The sequence below is a fragment of the Streptomyces sp. NPDC015139 genome (assembly GCF_043079785.1).
GTDB classification, from domain to species: Bacteria; Actinomycetota; Actinomycetes; order Streptomycetales; family Streptomycetaceae; genus Streptomyces; species Streptomyces albidocamelliae.
This window is the reverse complement of sequence record NZ_JBIBUW010000009.1, coordinates 75,451-94,478: the sequence shown is the minus strand read 5'-3', so window position 1 is coordinate 94,478 and position 19,028 is coordinate 75,451. Positions and strand designations below refer to the sequence as shown.

The window sequence follows — 19,028 nt, the reverse complement described above, 5'->3', positions numbered from 1 at the left end:
GTCAGGATGGAGGGCCGGCCTGTCGGCGCCGCGTCTGCGCGGCAGCCCGGCGGGCGGCGCGGCGCCACAGGCGCCGCTGCAGACGCAGGGTGGCGACACCGACGGCCACGAGGACGATCACGTTCAGCAGCAGCTGCACCAGCGAACCCCACGCCTGGTGCCAGTCGGCGAAGGCGACCGACACCGCGACGTCCGAGGCGGCGGGGATCGTGGTCACGGAGATGAAGACCCCCAGCAGGGCGCTGCCGCGTGCCTCGGTGAGCGAGACGATGCCGACGACGCCGGCGAGGGCGGCCACGGCCACGGAGAAGAAGTCCGGCGTGTCGATCAGGTGGGACACGGGGCGCACACCCCGCTCGAAGGCGGGGGACTGCAGGCCGAAGGCCCGTACCAGGGCCGCGAAACCCAGCGTGACCACGATGGCCAGCAGAAAGCCGGCGGCCAGTGCCCGCATCCCCTCCCGCACCCAGGGGCGGCTACGACGGTCCAGGCCGAGGGCGACGCCGGTGATCGCGTTGTACTCCGGACCGACCACCATGGCCGCGACGATGAGGATCTGCGAGTTGGTCATGATGCCGACGGAGCCGATGAGGCCGGCGATGACCAGAAAGAGGTAGAAGGAGGGCGGATAGGTGCCCGCCTTGCGGATCCGGGCTTCGACGGCGGCCCACAGCGGCGCGTGCACGAGTGCGCTGGGCAGGCGGGTCGCGATCCGCTCGGCGCGGTCCGAGAACATCGTGTCGACGTCGTCGACGGCGATCGACCCCGTCCGGTCGACGCCCAGCTCGCGCAGATCGGCCAGGAGGCCGTTCGCGGCGCCCGTCAGCACGTCGCACTCGACCCAGTCGCCGTCCGGCACATGGGCACCCCGCACCACCGTGAGGTTGAGGACGCGGTCGTTAGGGGTGAGCAGGTCCAGGACCGGCCGGGTGAGGTCGGGCGGCACCAGCAGCCGGAAGTGGATCAGATCCATCCGCGACCTCCCGTGAGCGCGGACCGGCTCGGCACGGCGGCCTCGCCGGCACACGCCTCCACTATCGCCCGGCACGGCGGAACGCGCCGCCCGCGCGAGTCAGCGCCGAGCGGCCCGTCACCCGGCCGGACGGCCGGTGGGGGAGGGGCGGCCGTGACCGCGAACGTGACCGCAACGGTCGTACTCAAAAGGCGTGTCCGCCCGCTCTGGCGGATAGTGGTGGGCGGGAGGACTCCCCGGCAGCTTTCCCCGTCCCCCGGCACAGGAGGCTCGATGCCCGCTTCACGGTCCGTGGCCGCGCTCACCGGCATCGCCGTGCTCGGCCTCGCGCTCACCGCCTGCGAGGATCAGGCCAACGGTCAGATCGTCGCCCACAACGGCGCCCGGCACGTGCAGACCATCTCGAATCCGGTGACCGAGGGGTGCTACCGCTTCCGCGAGGGCGTGACCCGCGTCGACAACTTCACGACGAGCAGTCTGCTCATGTACACCACACCGGACTGCACGGTGCCGCCCGGCGGTGAGAGCATCTACCTGGACGGGCCGTCGTCCGACCAGGTCGTCAGGTCCACCGGCCTGTGGCGCAGTTTCTCCTTCGCCCCCGACTGACGCGCTCGCTCAGTCGTCGTCCAGCCCGTCGTCGCGGAGCCTGCGCCAGATGTGGGTGCGGTGCAGCACGTACATCGCGCCGAACAGGACGACCACCTGCAACGCGACCGCGAGCAGCCAGAAGACGGCCCTGCTCTCCATCTCGTCCGTCAGATAAGAGAAGTTCATGCCGAAGTACCCGGTGATGAACGTCAGCGGCAGGAAGATCGTCGACACGATGGCCAGCCGGTTGATCACGCCGTTCTGCTCACCCGACACCAGGGAGGAGTAGCTGGCGAAGGCGCGCCGGTTGGCCTCCTGGAGGGACTGGATGTCGGTGAGCACCAGCCGGCCGGTGTGCTGGAACTCCCGGGCGAGCCGCTGGCGGTCCTCCGGGAAGGCGCGGTTGAGCACCCTGCGGTTGATGAGCTCGTCCGTCGCCTGGAGGTAGGGCAGCAGGTAGTGGTGCAGCAGCGCGGAACGCCGCCGCAGCTGGGACAGGCGGTAGACCTGCTGGGGACGCCGGCTCTCGAACATCTCGTCCTCCAGGTCCTCGACCACCAGGAGGTCGGCGACCGCGGCCCGGCGAAAGGTGTCCAGGGCCTCCTCCAGCAGCAGGAACAGCAGGGACACGGTGTCGGGAGGGCTCTCCTGCCCGAGCCGGACGAGGAGACTCTCCAGTGGCTGGGCCGGCCCCCGGTGGAGCGTGATCAGGTGCCGCTCCGTCACGAGGACGTGCACGTGGTCCACCTGGCCGTCGTCGACGACGGGGACGACGAGTCCGGCCCGGTCGCCCAGGAACTGGGCCCGCGCGGGCTCACCCGCCCTGCCGAACCAGGGCGGAGACTCGGCCGCGAGTCCGAGCCCGTCGACGACCGGTCCCGCCTCGCTCGCCTGCTCGTCCGGCAGCTGGACGTCGACGAGCAGGAAATCGGACGCGGCGAGGCGGTCACGTGCCTGCGCCAGGTCCGTACGCGTGGTGGTCCCCGCGGGCATCGACACCACCGACACGATCATCTCGTCTCCCCGTCGCCCGTCGGCCGTAGCTTCCACGGGGGGCACACTCCGGCGTCCCCGCCGCCGACACACGCAGGCGCAGCGACGGGTGCCTCGAACGGGTGAGGGCGGCGAGGAGGTCGGTGGAAGCGCCGCCCGGGACGGGACGGCCGGGGTCAGCCGCTGTGGACGCCGACGTCGTACAGCGAGTAGCCCCACTGGGTGCCGCGTTCCGTGCCGGTGACCCGGACGTAGCGGGCCGGTGTGCCGGTGAACCGCGCGGTGTCGAGGCCGCCGTCACCGGAGGTCGTCGACCAGGCGGTCCGCCAGTTCACGCCGTCGGTCGACAGCTCGACGCGGTACGACTTCCCGTACGCGCGTTCCCAGTCGAGTGTGACCCGGCCGACCAGGTGGGTGGAGCCCAGGTCGATCCGCAGCCACTGCCCGTCGCTCCAGCCGCTGGCCCAGCGGGTGTCGCGGCTGCCGTCCACGGCCCGGCCCGGCGCGTAGCTGGTGAACGGGTTCCACTCGGTGGAACTGGCCGTCGCCGGTGCGTCCTTGGCGAGGTCGGTGCCCGCCTGGTGCCGCTCGGTCGCTCCCCAGGTACCGAGATAGGACTCCGCCCCACGGAAGAGGTCGTCCACCACGTCCTGACCGCCCACGAGGCGGATGTCCTCGATCCAGTCCGGTACGAGGCCGTAGTGCGCGGCTCCGTCGGTGTTCAGGTCCCAGGTGCGCTCGCCGGTGGTCTGCCGGTCGATCAGGGAGCCCCCGTCGACGCTGCGGAAGGGGTACCTGACGGGGTTGGCGGTGTCGGCACCGCGGGGTCCCGGCCAGCCGCCCACGCCGTTCATGTCCGTGCCGTAGCCGTACCCGACGTGGTACTTGTCGCGGAGCGCGTCCGTGCGCTTCGCCTCGGCGCTGAAGCCCTCCGAGCCGTGCATGTACTGGGCGATGAAGCCGCCGAGTCCGTAGACCCGTTCGGTCCAGTTCAGGTCCATCCAGCTGTGCGAGGAGATGACACCGGGGTAGGACTCGGCCTCGAAGATGTCGAGCACACGGCCGACGGCCTTGACGCTCATGTGGTCGACTTCCAGCATCATCTTCCGCTTCATCATGCCGCGTACGGCGTACTCGCCGAGGTCCGTGAGCCCGCGGGTGTTGCACCGGGCGTCCGCGGCGTAGGAGGGGACGGCCACGCCCGCCGGGAGCTTCGCCTCGGCGCCGGCGGCCGCGGCGTTGCCGATCGGGTTGTCGGCCTGCGGCCCCGCGCACTTCTCCGTCTTCCAGAAGGTGCCGGTGGACAGGAACTGCCCGACGTTGATCGCCGTCCCGAGGCTGCCCGAGTCGAAGCGCACCCCGCACAGCGCGTTGTCGAACTTGTGGCAGAGGAACATGCTGCGCACGCCCAGCGCGTACAGCTCGTCCAGCCCCGCGTCGATGTCGTGCCTGTCGCACTGCGCGATGTCCAGGACCTGCTTGCAGCCGAAGGGTTCGGAGGTCTCCACGCCGAGGATGACCGCCAACTTGCCCTGCTTGATCACCTCGCGGGCCTGCGCGCTGTCGGTGACGATCCGGAACCAGCCCTTGCCGGTGCCGCCGTACATCGTGTCGACGTAGGCCTGGAGGTCGTACGTCATCTTCGCCTGGAGCCGGATGGACGTCATCTCGTCGCAGCTGCGGTCCTTGAAGAAGTACACCGAACAGATCACGCCGTTGGTGACGAGGTCGTTGACGAGCACCCGCTGGCCGCCGCGCCAGGCCCGCTCCACCCACGCGTAGTAGTTCTGCTGGTGGGTCAGCGAGTCGTGCGCGGGCCAGTCCTTGAACGTGGGCCAGCCGACCGGGTCGTGCCGGCCGTCACCGCCCTTGGTGATGAAGTCGAAGACGGCGAGCGAGCCGTCGGGGTAGTGCTCCGGGCAGTCCTTGAGCGCGTCGGCGATCCCCGCGGGCGAGAACGTCTTGCCACAGATCAGGCGCCCGCCGAAACCCTCGTTGGCGAACAGGTGGTCGTGGGCGTCGACGAAGCCGCGCACCCTGCCCTGGGCGTCGGTGCCCGTGAACGGCTCGCCGGTGACATCGATCCGGGAGTCCGGTGCGGGCCGCGAGACCGGCACCCACCATTCGTTCGCCGCCGCGGAACTCGGCGTCGGGCCGAGGACACAGGCGAGTACGAGAAGGAGCAGCGACACGACGGTCACTTCTTTGCGGCGGTACGGCCTGACACCTGCGCTCACGACCCACGTCCCTCGGTCGGCGGTCCGATTGTCATGTACTGGGCGGTCTGCTGCCCAGGAAGGATCGCTACTGACGCGTAGGAAATCAAGACTCGTGCGGGGCGGGGGAGCGGCCGGGAGGCCGGGGGTGCCGACGTGAACTCGGCCGTCATCGTCGCCGTACGGCAGTGCACCGCTTCTCGAAAGGCCGGCTAAAACGTCCGGCACGCGCACGGAGCCGGCGGGAGGGGTACGTCGCTTCAGCGCCCGGACCGGGCGCGGTGAACGGATGTCGCGGATTCCGGGAGCATGGCCGTGTCGCGACGCGAGAACTAAAAGGAGGGCACCGGGAATCGCCCTCCTGACGTGAATTCCGTGAATCCGGTGAATCCGGTTCCGTGAAGGAACGGAAACCCTTGCGTGGTGCGCGGCTCGGCGGTTCTCCGGCTCCCCGAAAGCGCCGTGATCGACGAGCGCGAGCGAATGCGCGCAGGGAACGAAAGCCCCCTGGCACCTCACCGCCGCCCGGAACGGAGGGCGTTCCGGGCGGGGGTGGGGAATAGCCGGCGGGTCAGCGGGTGAACGTGACCCGGCTCTCCTTCAGAGCGGCGCAGTTGGAGCCGGTGACCTGCACGTACACGTTCTTGATCTGGCCGCCCCAGTCGACGCAGTGGGCCTTGCCGTAGACGTACGTCGGACCCGCGTACGAGGTGTACACGCCGTAGTCGTCGTCACCCTGATCGGTGTCGGAGACGTACACCCACGCCGACATGGAGAGGGCGGTGCCCGGGTTGTTGCGGATGGTCGTGACGCAGTTCTTGCCGTTGGTGGCGTTGTACGTCAGGTAGACGGTGCCCAGCGAGCCCACAGGTGCGGAGTTCACCGTCTTGTAGCTGCTCCCGCAGACCTTCTGCGGGGTGGTGTTGGCGGCCGCGGAAGCCGGGGCCGCCAATGCGGTCGTGGCTCCCACGGAGAGGGCCGCCAAGGCGGTGGCGGCCAGAGCGGAACGAGTGAATCGCATTTCTCCCCCTAGTAAGTCCTGGAGGTAATTGCTCCTTGCATCATGTGACCACCGAAGGAACGGATTGGTTGTACCGCTGTCCGCGGGATATTTCGAAACGGCGTCACGCCTCCGCGGTCCGCGGCCGGTCGGCGCCCAGACTGGGGTCATGGACGAAGGAGACGGCACCCTGCTGGCCCGCGGCCGGGTGGCGACCAGGCTTCCGGCCCAGGACCTGGACCGGGCCCGGCGTTTCTACGCCGAGCGGCTCGGACTGCGGCCCGCCGAGGAAGGACCCGGTGGGCTGCTGTACCGGTGCGGAGGCGCGGAGTTCCAGGTGTTCCACTCCGCGGGCGCCTCGTCCGGCGGCTTCACGCAGATGTCCTGGGAGGTCGACGACATCGAGGCGGTCGTCGCGGAACTGCGGCGGCGCGGCGTGGAGTTCGAGGAGTTCGGCCTGCCCTCCGTGTACGGCGGAGCGCACACCCGGGACGGCATCGTGGACGTCGAGGGGTACCTGAGCTCCCGTGCGCCGGGCCCACGGCGGGCGCGGGGCGCCTGGTTCCGGGACAGCGAGGGGAACATGCTGGGCATCGGTCAGGCGGTGGACTGACCCGGCCCGATGCGCCGGACGGCCGGCCGGGTCAGCGGACGATGCGGTGTTTCCGCCCACCGCGCCGGAAGCGCGTCGCGGCGTAGACGAGATCGAGGACGAGCACGACGGCGCCGATGATCAGCAGGAAGAACAGGCCGTGAACGGCGAACCCGATGATGCCCAGGACGAGGGCCACCAGAATCAGCAACAGGAACAAGACCATCGGATCTCCCGAGTCCCGCGGCGCGTCAGCGGCGGCCGAGACGTCGTTCGCCGCCGGCGCCCGTCGCGTAGTCCAGCTCGTAGTAGGCGAAGACGCCCGGCTCCTCGGCGGCGGGCAGTTCCCCGTCCGGGTCGATCGACGGGGCCTTCTTGACCACGTCCTTGCTGTGGGCGACCTTCACGTAGCCCGGCCCGACCGTGGCGCCGGGCAGGGGGACGAACGCCAGACGGCGGCGGGTGGGCATGCCCACGGTCACCGTGGCGAAGAAGGCCCGGTCGGTCGCCGTGTCCACGTAGACCGACTCCAGCGTGCCGATCTTGTGGCCGTCCCGGTCCACCACGTCGTGTCCCCGCCACTCACGGATGTCTCCAGCCTCGAACATCATGACCTCCACCAGCGGGGTACCCCCGATCGCGCGTGTGATGTCGGCGCCGGCCGAGCGGGGCCCGCGCGGTCAGCTCTCGTCCAGGGGGTCGTGCCCCCAGTTCATCAGCGAGTGCCGCCACCGGCTGTCCCGCACGTCCCCGGACGGGCGCTGCGCCAGGTGGCGGTGGACGTACCCGTTGACCTTGCGCATGTGGGCGTAGTCGGAGTCCGTGAGATCGCCCTTCTTCTTGCGCAGGATGTCGACGATGGCCCGGCCCGAGGCATGTCCGGTCGACTCGTCGCCGTCCTTGTGCTGCCCCGCCGACCACGACGCGTCGGTCGCCAGCCACTTCTCCAGGGCGGACGGTGTCATGTTGACCAGTTCGCCGAAGGCGTCCCAGGTCTCGCGCTTCTCGTCGTCGCTCGTCGTGTCGGCCACTGCCGCCACCTCTTCCTCCCGGGTGCGTGCGCCCTCCGATCCTGAGGGAGGGGCGCGGGGCCCGCACCCGGGAGGCCGGGACCGTGGGCGGGGCCCCCGGACCACCACCCGCCCGGGGGCCCTCCGCATGCGCCACGGCCCGGCCCGGGCGAAGGTGGCTCCATGGACCAGGTGACCGTGTTTCCGCCCGCGGAGGACGGTGGCCGCCGCGTCCGCATCGGCCGGTCCTTCGCCGGGATGGCGTACACGCTCATCGACATCGTCGAGTTCCTGCGGGCCGCCGGTCTGGAGGACGTCGAGCCGGCGGACGTCACGCACGCCGAGTGGATCGAGTGGCGGGGCGCCGGCCCGGAGGCCTGGGAGCACTGACCGCCCCGGGAACGCTCCGTCGGCCCGACGCCACCACTCTGTGACCAATTCCCTCGTCCGGTCGGCCTCAACTGGTCACCGGGCCGGCCCTCGGCATCGGATACTCGATCAGTCCATGATCGGCGGTCGCGGCCGGCGATCGCCGGCGCGAGCGCCCGAAAGGCAGATTCCCGCGTGTTCCACGAAACCCCGATCTTCAACCGCCTCGTCGCCGAGCGTGGTGACGTCCCCGCACAGGTCCGTGACGAGGCCAACCGCGTCCGCGACCAGCTGTCCCGGGTGCTGCCCTCGGCGCCCTGGCCCGTCGTCAACGTGCCGCGGCAGCGGGCGCACGCGCCCGGCGGGAACCTCCCGCCCGGCTCTCTGTGAGCAGTGCGGACCGATCGGCCGCGCCCGGACGCCGGGCGCCCGGAGAGGCCGGTGCCGAGCGTTCGGTCGCCGGCCTCCGCGCTGTCACCCCGCACCCACGCGTAGCCGTCCCGGACGCACGCGTGCCCGGCGACGTGCCGGACCGGCCCGCGCACCCGTGGCGCCGGAGCAGGCCACCCTACGAGCGGGTAACCGGGAGTTGAGACGTGTCATCACGCTCCTGAGTCGTGTAATCCATAACGATCTTGGCGCAAACCTTGCGTACCGCCCCGTCCCCTTTAGCCTCCCGGCATGGGATTTCTTTCAGGTCGCCGCAAAAGGTCGCGCCTTGCCCCGGAACTGGACGACCAGGACCTCGGCAAGCTTCTGAAGTCGCTGCTGGCGACCACGAAGACCGGGATGATCGCGACGACGGACCTGTGCGTGGCGCAGATCTCCCGGCTTTTCGACCAGGACCGCGGGGACTGGGACCGCCGGGCGCACCGGATGGGCGTACTCGCGGACTACCTGACCGAAACGCAGCTGTCGCGCGCGTGGGCCGCCCGCGAACCGCGCAACGCCGACGCGCTCGCACTGCACGCGTGGACGCAGGTCGAACGCGGTCGGCGGCAGGGCTTTCTGGAAGACGCCGACGCAACCGTGGACCTGTGCGTCCGGGCGGCCGAGACGTCCCCGGACGACCCGACCCCCTGGGTCATCCTGCTGGCGGTCGCCCGCCTGGAGGCCTGGGAGCAGTCGCAGGTCTTCGGCGTGTGGAACGAGGTCCTCGCGCGCGACCGCTGGAACCGCGAGGCCTATCTCGGCATGCTCGGCTACCTCAGCCCGGAGGAGGCCGGATCGCGCGTCCAGGTACTGGAGTTCGTGGATTCCCTGGGCCTGCGCATGCCGGCGAACGTGCCCTGCGTGGCCACGGAACTCACCGCGCAGGTCAACCAGTACCACTCGCTCATGGGCCGGGGCGGAGTGGAGGCACTGGTGGCCCGGAACCACTGGTCGCAGCCGATGGCCACGCAGGCCGTCGACAAGGTGGCCCACACGTGGGCGCAGCCGGGCTTCCTCCGCCACGCCAGGGCCCTCGCCGACCTCAACGTCCTCGCCTACGCGCTGATGGCCGCCGACCGGCGCCGGGAGGCCGGCGCGGTCTTCGAAGCGCTCGGCGGCGTCGTCACGGCGTGGCCCTGGCAGGCCGACGGCGACCCGCTGACCGAGTTCGAGCAGGCGCACCGCAGGGCCGCGGCCGGCATGTGACGACCGGTGCGGCCGACGGACCGGTGCAGGGCGGCCGTGCCTCCGACGCGCGTACGTCATCGGGGGGATGACCGCCCCGTCAGGAGTCGGGCCCTTGCCCGTCCGGTGCGTCCGTCACCGTGAGGAGGCCGTCCTGGCCGGCCAGGGCGTCCAGGGCGAGTGTCCGGTAGCCGACTTCGTCGAAGAGCACGGTGATGCGGTCCCTGTCCTCGCTCAGCACCGTCCCCCGGCCCCACCCCTGGTGCCGTACCGCGGCCCCGACGGGATAGCGGCCGGTGTCCGGATGCGCCGGACGACGCTCGCCCGGCGTCCCGTCACCGCGCCCGGCCTCCGGCCCGTCACAGACGTCGCAGCTGCCGCACGGCTCCTGGTACTCCTCGCCGAAGTAGCCCAGCAGGAAACGCCGTCGGCAACCGGTCGTCTCGGCGTAGGAGCGGGCCATGTCGACCCTCGAGCGGTCCATGCGTCTGTGGGCCTCGGCGCTGTCCGTGGCCCGGCGCACCGCGCCCGCCTCGGCCGTGCCCGGGACCGGCCCGACGGCGCCCGAGGCGTCCGTGACGACGGCGCCGGCCTCCTCCAGGAGGTTCACCGCCTTCGTCAGCCGGGTGCGCCCCATGCCGGTGTCCCGTCTCAGTTCGTCGAGCCCCGCCGGATCGCCGCGGCCGTGCACGGCCCGCACGACCGTCGCCAGGGTGTCCCGGCCGGGGGTGCGGCCGCTGAAATAGGCCTGCATCCCGGTGTCCTCGGTCCGGTAGTGCAGCACGGCGAGGGCGGAGCGACCGTCCCGGCCGCAGCGCCCGATCTCCTGGTAGTAGGCGTCCAGGGAACCCGGCAGCGAGGCGTGCAGCACGAAACGCACGTCCTCCTTGTCGATGCCCATCCCGAAGGCCGAGGTCGCCACGACGACATCCGTCCGGCCCGCGAGGAAGGCCTCGTGGATCCGCCGGCGCTCGGCGGCGCGCAGGCCCGCGTGGTACGCCTCGGCCGCGAGCCCGAGCGCGCTCAGCTCGGCGGCGTAGAACTCGCTGTCCTTGCGGGTCGCCGCGTAGACGATGCCGGGCTTCTCCTCGGCGGCGGCCCGCTCGACGACCGTGCGCCGCCGCTCGTCGTCGTCCAGGTGGCGGCGCGCCTCCAGCCTGATCTCGGGCCGGTCGAATCCGGTGACGAGCTGCCGCGGCCGGTCCATGCCGAGCCGTTCGACGATGTCCTGCCGGACCGGGGGAGCGGCGGTCGCGGTGAGCGCGAGGACCGGTGGCCGGCCCAGGCGCCGCGCGGCCTGCGCCAGCCGCAGGTAGTCGGGCCGGAAGTCGTGGCCCCAGGAGGACACGCACTGGGCCTCGTCCACCACGAACAGCCCGGGGCGCGCATCGGCGAGCCGTCGTACGACGTCGTCCTTGGCGAGCTGCTCGGGGGAGAGGTAGACGTACCGGACCTCCCCGCCGCGCACCTGGTCCCAGGCGTCCTCCGTCTCCGCCGCGCCGAGGTCGGAATTCAGGGCCACGGCGCCGGGGGAGCGGTCGCCGTCGGGCAGCCCGGCGATCTGGTCCCGCTGGAGGGCCAGCAGGGGTGACACGACCACGACCGGGCCGGCCAGCAGCAGGGCGGGGACCTGGTACACGGCGGACTTCCCGGACCCGGTCGGCATGACGACGAGCGTGTCCCTGCCCTGGAGCACGCACCCCATGGCGGTGACCTGTTCCGGGCGCAGCTCCTCCCAGCCGAACACCTCCGCGGCGGTGTCGCGCAGTCGCCGGGTCCGCCTTTCGTCCGATCCCAAACGCTCGTCGCTCATCCCCGCTCCTTCCGGCCACCCCGAAAGTCCTGGGCACGGACCACGGGTGCCCGCCGGCTCCGCCGCCATGCCGCGCCGGGCGTCCGCCGCCGGCCGACCGCCGCCGGGGGCGGTCCGGTCCGCCGCCGTGGCCGTCCCCGGTCCGGTGCTGCATCGTGGAGAGAGCTGCTGATCTCCCGGGAGGACGCCGTTCCGCCCGACCGCGAGGCGAAGCCGGTACGGCCGCCGGGACCGGCAGGTGGAAGGAGCGCGTGCGATGACGCGAGCGAGCCCGGGCTCGCAGCCGTCCGATCGTCCGGCGAGCGGCGCGGTGGCCCCGAGCGGGCTGATGGACCTGCTGAACGTCGCCGCCGTGCTGCTGAAGGCCGACGGCAGGATCGACATGTGGAGCCCCCAGGCCGAGCAGCTGTTCGGCTACGCCCGCAGTGAGGCGGTCGGGCAGTACGCCGCACCGCTGCTCGTCCGCCCGGAGCACCAGGACGCGGTGATCGAACTGTTCGCCGAGGTGATGGCGAGCGGCCGCGCCTGGGCCGGGGCGTTCCCCGTCCGGCACAAGGACGGCAGCACCCGGATGGTCGAGTTCCGCAACATGCGGCTCACCGACAACCTCGGTGACCACTACGCCCTCGGGCTGGCCGCCGACCGGGCCACGGTTCGGCACGTGGAACGCAAGGTGGCCCTGTCCACCCGTCTGGTCACCCAGGCACCCATCGGGCTGGCCGTCCTCGACCCCGACCTGCGGTACCTGGCCATCAACCCGGCCCTGGCGGCGATGCACGGCGTCCCCGAGTCCGACCACGTGGGCCGGAAGTTCCGCGAGATCCTGCCCGGCGCCCCCTTCCTGGGAGCGGAGACCGTGATGCGGCACGTGCTGGCGACCGGCGCGCCCGTGGTGGACCAGCAGGTGGTGGGGCGCACCGCCGCCGACCCGGAGACCGACCACGCGTGGGCGGTGTCGACCTACCGGCTGGAGGACCACCTCGGTCATGTCCTGGGCCTCGCCTATGTCGTCGTCGACGTCACCGACCGGTACCGGGCGGCGAAGAAGGCCGACGAGGCCCAGCACCGGCTGCGTCTCCTCGCCAACGCCTCGGGCCGGATCGGCACCACCCTGGAGGTGGAGCGCACGGCACGGGAACTGGCCGACGTCCTGGTGCCCGACCTCGCAGACATGGTCGCCGTGGACCTCCTGGACTCGGTCCTGCAGACGGGCCGGGCGGACCTCGACCAGGGCCCGGCCCTGTTCCGTGCCGTCGCGGTGAAGACCGCCTACCCCACCGACGCCGACCGGGCCATCGTGCCGCCCGGCAGCCTCGTCACGTACCACGCCGACCATCCGGCGTCCCACTGCGTCCGCACCCGCCGCCCCCTCCTGATCACCCATGTGAGCGGCGACGATCTGGGCCGTATCGCCGCCGACTCCGAGGCCGCCCGCCTGCTGGCCCGGGCGGGTGTGCACACCGACATGGCCGTTCCGCTGATCGCCCGCGAGCAGATCATCGGCGTCATGGGCCTGGCCCGGGCCCGCAACCCCCTGCCGTTCGACCAGGACGACCTCACCCTCGCCTGCGAGATGGCCTCGTCCGCCGCGCTGAGCATCGACAACGCCGTACTCCACCAGCACATCCGCGGTGCCGCGGAGACGCTGCAGCGCAGCCTCCTCCCGCGGCTCCCGCCCGGACGACCCGGCCTCGAGGTCGCCGCCCGCTACCGGCCCGCCCAGGCCTTCAGCGAGGTGGGCGGCGACTGGTACGACGTGATCGCCCTCGACGACGACCGGACCGCCCTCGCGGTGGGCGACGTCATGGGCAGCGGTGTCACCGCCGCCACCACCATGGGCCGGCTGCGCACCGCCACCTCCACCCTGGCCGACCTGGACCTCGACCCGGCCCGGATCCTCACCCACCTCGACAAGATCACCGCCGATCTGGACCACCTCGCCACCTGCCTGTACGCGGTGTACGACCCCCACCGCGCCCTGCTGCACGTGGCATCCGCCGGCCATCTGCCCCCGGTCCTGGTGCGGGACGGCCGGCAGCCGGAACTGCTCCGGCTGCCCACCGGCACCCCGCTCGGCGTCCGCGGGGTGCCCTTCGAGGTGACGACCCTCGACCTGGAGTCCGGCGACCGCCTCGTCCTGTACACCGACGGACTCGTGGAAACCCGCCACGACCCCATCGACGAGCGGCTGGACGACCTCATGCGCCTCCTGACACCACCGGACCGGTCGACGGAGGAGACCTGCGACCGGCTCCTGCGGGAGCTGCGGCACCCCGCAGGACACGACGACGTCGCCCTGCTCATCGCCCGCGTAGAACCGCTCGCGCCCGCCTGACGGAGCCGGCCCCCGAGGTCAGGCCGTCTCCAGCACCACCTTCCCGGTCAGCGTGCCCGTGTCCAGCAGCCGGTGGGCCTGTGCCGCCTCGTCCAGCGGCAGCGAGCGGTCGATGTGCGGGCGCAGCAGACCGGCGTCGACCAGGTCCGCGAGGGCCGCCAGACCCACGTGGTCCGGTTCCGCCGTGACACCGTGGAAACGCAGCCCGCGCGCCTCGGCCAGCCGGGCCAACTCCGTGTTCCGCATCTCCACGATCGTCACCAGCGCGCCACCGGGCCGCAGCACGTCCAGCGAGCGTACGGCCGTGTCGCCGCCGACGCCGTCGAGGACCACGTCGACGTCCCGGACCTCGGCGGCGAAGTCCACCGCCCGGTAGTCGATCACCCGGTCGGCGCCCAGGGCCCGCACGAAGGCCGCCTTGCCGGCGCTCGCCGTGGCGATCACCTCGGCCCCGCGGGCCTTGGCGATCTGCACGGCGAGATGGCCCACGCCGCCGCCCCCGCCGTGCACCAGCACCCGTGTGCCCCGCCCCGCCCACCCGGTCTCGACCAGCGCCTGCCACGCCGTCAGCCCGGCCAGCGGCAGCCCCGCCGCCGTACGGTGATCGACGGACGCCGGTTTACGGGCGAGCTGCCGGGAGGGCGCCACGACGTACTCGGCGTAGGCGGCCGCCGCACGCGGGATGCACGGCATGCCGTACACCTCGTCCCCCACGGCGAACCGGGTCACGCCCGGAGCGGTCGCGGCCACGACACCGGAGACGTCCCAGCCGACGGTGAAGGGCGGTGCGCCCAGCAGCGGAAGCTCCCCCGACCGGACCAGGGCGTCGATCGGGTTCACACCGGCCGCGTGGACCCGGACCAGCACCTCGTTGAGCGCCGGGGCCGGCCGGGGCACCCGAGCGGGCTCCAGGACGCCCGGCCCGCCGAAGGCGCGCTGGACGACGGCCCGCATCAGAGCGGTCATCCGGCGCCCTCGATCATCGCGTCCAGGGTCGAACCCTCCGGCACGGGCTGGCCGACGTCCCAGTGCTCGGCCAGCCGGCCGTCCTCGACGCGCCAGATGTCCACGACGACCGACGGGTGCGCCCCCGGCGCCGCCCTGGCCACGCTGTGGGTCCACACCTGGTCGCCCTCCGCGACCACGCGCCGCACGGTGAGCGAGAACTCGGGCATCACCGAGACGGCGGCCCGGAACGTCTCGACGGTACGGTCCCGGCCGGCGCCGACGCCGTGGTGGTGGTTGACGAAGCCCTCGGTCAGCAGCTCCCGGGCCCGGTCGAAGTCCTTCTCGTTGTAGAAAAGCCGGATGTATTCGGAGACCAGTTCCTTGTTCTGCTTCATCGCGTTCATTCCTTGACCCCTACCACGATCGAGTCGGGCCCCACGAGGTGTTCCGTCCAGGTGCGCTCGAAACCGGCCTCCCGCATCCACTCCTGGCACTCGAGGCCGGTGTAGCCGAAGCCGCCGTCCGTGACGGCGAGCATGTTCAGGCTCATGAGCAGGGCGAACGCGTTCTCGGACCGGTCGTCGTCGATGAGGGTGTCGTACACCACCACCGCGCCGCCCTGCGGCAGCGCCTCCCACGCCTTGCGCAGCAGGACCTTCTTCCTCTCCAGGTCCCAGTTGTGCAGGATGTGGCCGAAGGTCAGCACGTCGGCCCGCGGGAAGGGGTCGGTGAAGAAGTCACCGCCGGTGAAGCCGAGCCGGTCCGTCAGGCCGTGCCGCTCGGCGTACTCGGTGAACACCGGCTCCGCCTGGGGCAGGTCGAAACCGGTGCCGGTCAGCCGCGGGTTGGCGAGCAGCACCTGCACCGCGAGGTCGCCCTGCGCGGTGCCCATGTCGGCCATCGTCGTGTAGTCCTCCCAGGGCACCTGACGTGCGATGCGGAGATTGGCGCGATGGCTGATGCCCGTCATCGACGAGAGGAACGTCCGCAGGCGGGCGGGGTCCGCGTACAGGGCGTCGTAGGTGTCCCGGTCCACGTCCTTCGACTCGTCCTGGGAGAGGCCGGTCCGCAGGGAGTCCGACAGCCGGTTCCAGATGCCGAACAACCGGGACCCGGCCATCTCCAGCATCGGTGCGACATGCCCGTAGCCGGGCTTGGCCCGGTCCAGGTGGGCCTCGGACTCGGGGGTGTTGTGGTAGACGCCGTCCTCGCGGCGCAGGAAACCCAGCGCGACCAGCGCGTCGAAGAAGTCCCGGGCGCCGCGCGGATGCAGACCGAGCCGCTCCCGCAACTCGTGGACATCGGCCGGTTTCCTGGCCAGCTCGGTGAAGACGCCGACCTCGACGGCGCTGAGCAGCGTCCTCGACGCCTGGAAGGCCAGGGCCGTCTCCAGGATGCGGTCGGCCGAGGGGGCGGACTCCGGGGGCGGGTTCGTGTTCTTCATGACGTCCTCCTCAAGGGGTGGTGAACAGGGCGCGCGCGTAGTGGTGCGCGGCCGGCTCGAACTGCACGGCCTGGTGGGTGGCGACGGCGTTGACGTCGTGCCAGAAGCGCTCCAGCGGGCCGTGGGCCGTCTGCCCGCCGGTGCCCGCGGCGCGAAAGACGCGGTTGACGGCGGAGAGCAGCAGCTCGACGGTGAAGGCGCTGTCGCGCATGTTCCGCGCGATCGTCCGCCCGGTGAACGGGCCGCCGTCGTCGGCGAGTCGGGCGATGCGCGTGAGCAGCAGACGCGCGCTGTCGATCTCGGCGGCCGAGCGGGCCAGGGTCATCTCCTGGGTGGCCAGGCTGCCGCCGGGGCCGGGCATGCCCGGCGTCGGCGTCACCTCCGCGAGCTTGCCCGCCAGGTGCCGGGTGAGCTCGGCCAGGGCGCCCTGTGCGGCGCCGAGCGCGGGGACGACGAACGTCAGGCCGTTCACGGCGGCCAGCGGGGCGATGGAGGTTCCGTCGGCGGCCCGCCCCGCGAACACCGCGTCCCGGTCGACGTACCGGGCGGCGGGGACGGGCACGTTCTCCAGGACGACGGTGTCACTGCCGGTGGCGCGCATCCCCACGCTGTCCCAGGTGTCCTCGATGCGGACGGCCGACGCGGGCACCGCCACCAGCGTGAGCCGGGACCCGCCGGCGCCGGTGGTCCGGGCGCAGACGACGATCCAGTCCGCGTGCTCCGCGGCGCTCATGTACGGCCATCGTCCGCTGACGCGCAGCCCGTCGGCGTCCGGCACCGCCTCGCCGAACGGCAGCACCGAGCAGACGAACGCGGTGTCCGGACCCTCCGCCCAGAACTCCTTCTGCCCGGCCTCGGGGAAGCAGGGCACGAACCGGGGCGTGCTCGCGAAGAGCGAGGCGCACCACGCGGTCGCCGGGCAGGCCTCGCCCAGGGTCGCCACCGCGTCCAGCAGGTCGGCGAGGGTGCCCCCGGCGCCGCCGAACCGCGCGGGTGCCAGGTGCCTCATGAAGCCGGCTTCGCGCATCGCCGTCACCAGGCCGGCGTCGATGTGCCGCTGCTCGGCCATGCGGGCGGCGAGCCCGGCGGCGGTCGCCGCGATGTCGCGGGCTGCCGTGGCCAGCGGGCCGGCGGCTGTGTCCACCATGTGTGTGTCCCGTCCTAGATTCGGAAAAGCCGTCGCGTGTCAGCGGAGTCGGAGGTGGTCCGGGTCGGCGCGCCGGGTGCGTGTCCAGTACTCGGCCGCGGAGAAGGGCCAGTTGGTGGCGGAGCGGGAGCCGTCCTTGTACCAGCCGCTCACCTTCGACCAGACCCAGGCCCGGTCGGCGCTCGCCGCGTCGACCCAGGCGTTGTAGTCGTCGTGCACGTCCTCGCGGACCTGGACCGCGTCCGCGTCCCGCGTGAGCAGCAGGCGGATCGTGTCCAGGACGTACCGGGTGGCGCACTCGGAGAAGTAGACGATGCTGCCGCCCTGTCCGACGAGATTGGTGTTCGGCCCGTACAGGCAGAACAGGTTGGGGAAGCCGGGGACGCTGATGCCCAGGTGGGCACGGGGGGCCCCGCCCCAGCGGGTGTGCAGGTCGACGCCCTGCTCGCCGGTCACCTTCATCGGGGTGAGGAACCGCGAGGCCTGGAACCCGGTGGCGTAGACGATGACGTCGACCTCGAACTCCTCGCCGTCAGCGACCAGTCCGAGCGGTGTCTCCCGTTCCACCGGGGCGGTCACCAGCGTCACGTCGTCCCGCTTGAGGGTGGCGAGCCAGGTTCCGTCGTCCCGCAGTACCCGCTTGGCGCCGACCGGGTAGCGCGGCACGACCTTCTCGCGCAGCGCGGGCGCGTCGGTGAGCTGGGCCTCCATGGACTCGAGGAGAGAGGCGCGCAGCTGCTCGTTGAGGGCGGAGACGGCGCGTTCGGTGGGCGGGTGGTCGTGGTCCACGATCCAGCCGTCGAGGATGCCGCGCAGTCCGGGCGCGAACAGCCAGAAGCGGTACCACTGGGCGTAGTACGGCAGATGCTCGCAGAGCCAGGAGGTGCTGCCGGACAGCGGCTCGTGGTAGTGCGGGGTGGGCCGCAGCCAGGGCGGATTGCGCTGGAAGACGACCACCTCGGAGGCGACACCGGCCAGTTCGGGCACGATCTGGTAGGCGCTGGCGCCCGTGCCGACGACCGCGACCCGCTTGCCCGCGAGGTCCGCCGTGTGGTCCCAGGCGGCGGAGTGGAAGGCGGGCCCGGTGAAGCTGCCGAGTCCGCCGACGGCCGGCAGCTGCGGCCGGTTGAGCTGGCCCACGGCGCTGATCACCATCCGGTGCGTGACCGTTCGGGGGCCGCCGGGGCCGTCCAGGGTGAGGTGCCAGCGGCGCTCCCGGTCGTCCCAGCGCAGCTCCCGCACCTCGGTGCCGAACCGGACGCGGTCGGCGACCCCCGACTCCTTCGCGAAGTCCCGCAGGTACTCCAGGACCGTGTCGCGCCGGCAGAAGTGGTCCGGCCAGTCGGCGCGGGGCGCGAAGGAGTAGTTGTACAGGTGGCTGGCGACGTCGGTGCGGCAGCCCGGGTAGGTGTTCTCGAACCAGGTGCCTCCGACGTCTTCGTTCTTCTCGTACACCACGACCGGCACTCCGGCCTGGGCGAGCCGGTGGGCGGCCAGCAGCCCGCTGAACCCGGCGCCGATCACGGCCACGTCCAGATCGGCGCCGGGGCGCAGCCGCTCCAGCGTCCAGTCGGGCGCCTTGGGGTCGTCCCGCGGCAGCGCGATCTCCTCCGCGAGCAGTTCCAGCAGGTCACCGGTGTCGGAACCCATGGCCCAGGTGGTGATCGTCCGCAGCAGCGCGGGGTCCGGCGGTTCGTGGGTGCCGCCCCGGTCCCGCCACGCGGTCAGCGCCTCGAAGGCGAGCCGGCGGGCCTCCTCCTGCCGCGCGGCGGTCAGGCCGCCCTGCGGCTGGAACAGCCAGCCCGGTGCGCGCAGGTCGTCGCGGAGCAGGGCGGTGTCCCCCGTCAGGTGGGCCACCGTCAGCAACAGCGCCGGCACGTCCGCGCCCGCCAGATGGCGGCGCAGGGTCTCGTCGTCGGGAATCGGCCGCAGCGGCCGGCTGAACGCCATGTGCGTCACCTTCGAAGTGTCCGGAGTGGG

Annotated in this window: 19 protein-coding genes; 6 read left to right on the top strand and 13 right to left on the bottom strand. The window is 72.1% G+C overall.

The features are described 5' to 3' along the window. Position 1: 1 nt before the first annotated feature. On the bottom strand, positions 2–973 hold the full coding sequence (locus tag ACF08B_RS24375) for a DUF389 domain-containing protein (RefSeq protein ID WP_392319347.1): 972 nt from the start codon (positions 971–973) through the stop codon (positions 2–4). Positions 974–1,246: 273 nt separating this feature from the next. Between ACF08B_RS24375 and ACF08B_RS24370 the strand changes: the two genes are divergently transcribed. Next, complete coding sequence (locus ACF08B_RS24370; RefSeq protein ID WP_143611341.1) at positions 1,247–1,582, top strand: hypothetical protein; 336 nt, start codon at positions 1,247–1,249, stop codon at positions 1,580–1,582. Positions 1,583–1,591: 9 nt separating this feature from the next. Here the strand turns inward: ACF08B_RS24370 and ACF08B_RS24365 are convergent, their stop codons facing one another. The 3 genes from ACF08B_RS24365 to ACF08B_RS24355 all read right to left on the bottom strand — a co-directional run bounded on the left by ACF08B_RS24365 (position 1,592) and on the right by ACF08B_RS24355 (position 5,794). Next, positions 1,592–2,578: a CorA family divalent cation transporter gene (locus ACF08B_RS24365; RefSeq protein ID WP_392319346.1), complete on the bottom strand. Its 987-nt coding sequence runs from the start codon at positions 2,576–2,578 to the stop codon at positions 1,592–1,594. Between the two features lie 155 nt (positions 2,579–2,733). Further along, the gene (locus ACF08B_RS24360; protein WP_392319345.1) at positions 2,734–4,794 is read right to left on the bottom strand and encodes a discoidin domain-containing protein; all 2,061 of its coding nucleotides are present in this window, start codon (positions 4,792–4,794) and stop codon (positions 2,734–2,736) included. Positions 4,795–5,344: 550 nt separating this feature from the next. Beyond that, a complete protein-coding gene (locus ACF08B_RS24355; protein WP_392319344.1) occupies positions 5,345–5,794 on the bottom strand; it encodes a spore-associated protein in 450 nt (149 codons plus the stop codon). Between the two features lie 148 nt (positions 5,795–5,942). Between ACF08B_RS24355 and ACF08B_RS24350 the strand changes: the two genes are divergently transcribed. Further along, on the top strand, positions 5,943–6,386 hold the full coding sequence (locus ACF08B_RS24350; RefSeq protein WP_392319343.1) for a VOC family protein: 444 nt from the start codon (positions 5,943–5,945) through the stop codon (positions 6,384–6,386). Between the two features lie 31 nt (positions 6,387–6,417). On the opposite strand, the gene ACF08B_RS24345 is transcribed toward ACF08B_RS24350, so the two are convergent. From ACF08B_RS24345 to ACF08B_RS24335, 3 genes are all read right to left on the bottom strand, one after another. Beyond that, entirely contained in the window at positions 6,418–6,591 is a 174-nt protein-coding gene (locus ACF08B_RS24345; protein ID WP_185091699.1) for a hypothetical protein, read from the bottom strand. A gap of 25 nt (positions 6,592–6,616) precedes the next feature. Further along, the gene (locus tag ACF08B_RS24340; RefSeq protein ID WP_392319542.1) at positions 6,617–6,973 is read right to left on the bottom strand and encodes a PRC-barrel domain-containing protein; all 357 of its coding nucleotides are present in this window, start codon (positions 6,971–6,973) and stop codon (positions 6,617–6,619) included. 72 nt (positions 6,974–7,045) lie between these two features. Further along, entirely contained in the window at positions 7,046–7,396 is a 351-nt protein-coding gene (locus ACF08B_RS24335) for a DUF3140 domain-containing protein (protein ID WP_392319342.1), read from the bottom strand. Positions 7,397–7,558: 162 nt separating this feature from the next. Between ACF08B_RS24335 and ACF08B_RS24330 the strand changes: the two genes are divergently transcribed. The 3 genes from ACF08B_RS24330 (at position 7,559) to ACF08B_RS24320 (ending at position 9,382) form a co-directional block, all read left to right on the top strand. Further along, positions 7,559–7,765 carry a hypothetical protein gene (locus ACF08B_RS24330; RefSeq protein WP_392319341.1) on the top strand — a complete coding sequence of 69 codons (207 nt, stop codon included), beginning with the start codon at positions 7,559–7,561 and terminating at the stop codon, positions 7,763–7,765. A gap of 174 nt (positions 7,766–7,939) precedes the next feature. Beyond that, positions 7,940–8,134 (top strand): hypothetical protein, encoded by a 195-nt coding sequence (locus tag ACF08B_RS24325; protein WP_093472014.1) that lies wholly within the window; start codon positions 7,940–7,942, stop codon positions 8,132–8,134. A 291-nt stretch (positions 8,135–8,425) separates the two neighbouring features. After that, complete coding sequence (locus tag ACF08B_RS24320) at positions 8,426–9,382, top strand: hypothetical protein (protein ID WP_392319340.1); 957 nt, start codon at positions 8,426–8,428, stop codon at positions 9,380–9,382. Between the two features lie 79 nt (positions 9,383–9,461). Here the strand turns inward: ACF08B_RS24320 and ACF08B_RS24315 are convergent, their stop codons facing one another. After that, positions 9,462–11,174, bottom strand: coding sequence for a RecQ family ATP-dependent DNA helicase (locus ACF08B_RS24315; protein ID WP_392319339.1), 1,713 nt, complete (start codon positions 11,172–11,174; stop codon positions 9,462–9,464). A gap of 256 nt (positions 11,175–11,430) precedes the next feature. Between ACF08B_RS24315 and ACF08B_RS24310 the strand changes: the two genes are divergently transcribed. Next, positions 11,431–13,509: a SpoIIE family protein phosphatase gene (locus tag ACF08B_RS24310; protein ID WP_392319338.1), complete on the top strand. Its 2,079-nt coding sequence runs from the start codon at positions 11,431–11,433 to the stop codon at positions 13,507–13,509. Positions 13,510–13,527: 18 nt separating this feature from the next. Here the strand turns inward: ACF08B_RS24310 and ACF08B_RS24305 are convergent, their stop codons facing one another. From ACF08B_RS24305 to ACF08B_RS24285, 5 genes are read right to left on the bottom strand one after another with little or no spacing between them, the layout of a single operon-like run. Then, a complete protein-coding gene (locus tag ACF08B_RS24305) occupies positions 13,528–14,463 on the bottom strand; it encodes an NADP-dependent oxidoreductase (protein WP_392319541.1) in 936 nt (311 codons plus the stop codon). Positions 14,464–14,471: 8 nt separating this feature from the next. Continuing rightward, entirely contained in the window at positions 14,472–14,852 is a 381-nt protein-coding gene (locus ACF08B_RS24300) for a nuclear transport factor 2 family protein (protein ID WP_176985436.1), read from the bottom strand. A gap of 5 nt (positions 14,853–14,857) precedes the next feature. Then, positions 14,858–15,901 carry a methyltransferase gene (locus ACF08B_RS24295; protein ID WP_392319337.1) on the bottom strand — a complete coding sequence of 348 codons (1,044 nt, stop codon included), beginning with the start codon at positions 15,899–15,901 and terminating at the stop codon, positions 14,858–14,860. A gap of 10 nt (positions 15,902–15,911) precedes the next feature. Then, on the bottom strand, positions 15,912–17,048 hold the full coding sequence (locus ACF08B_RS24290; protein ID WP_392319336.1) for an acyl-CoA dehydrogenase family protein: 1,137 nt from the start codon (positions 17,046–17,048) through the stop codon (positions 15,912–15,914). Between the two features lie 39 nt (positions 17,049–17,087). Next, positions 17,088–18,998, bottom strand: coding sequence for a flavin-containing monooxygenase (locus ACF08B_RS24285; protein ID WP_392319335.1), 1,911 nt, complete (start codon positions 18,996–18,998; stop codon positions 17,088–17,090). Between the last annotated feature and the right edge of the window lie 30 nt (positions 18,999–19,028).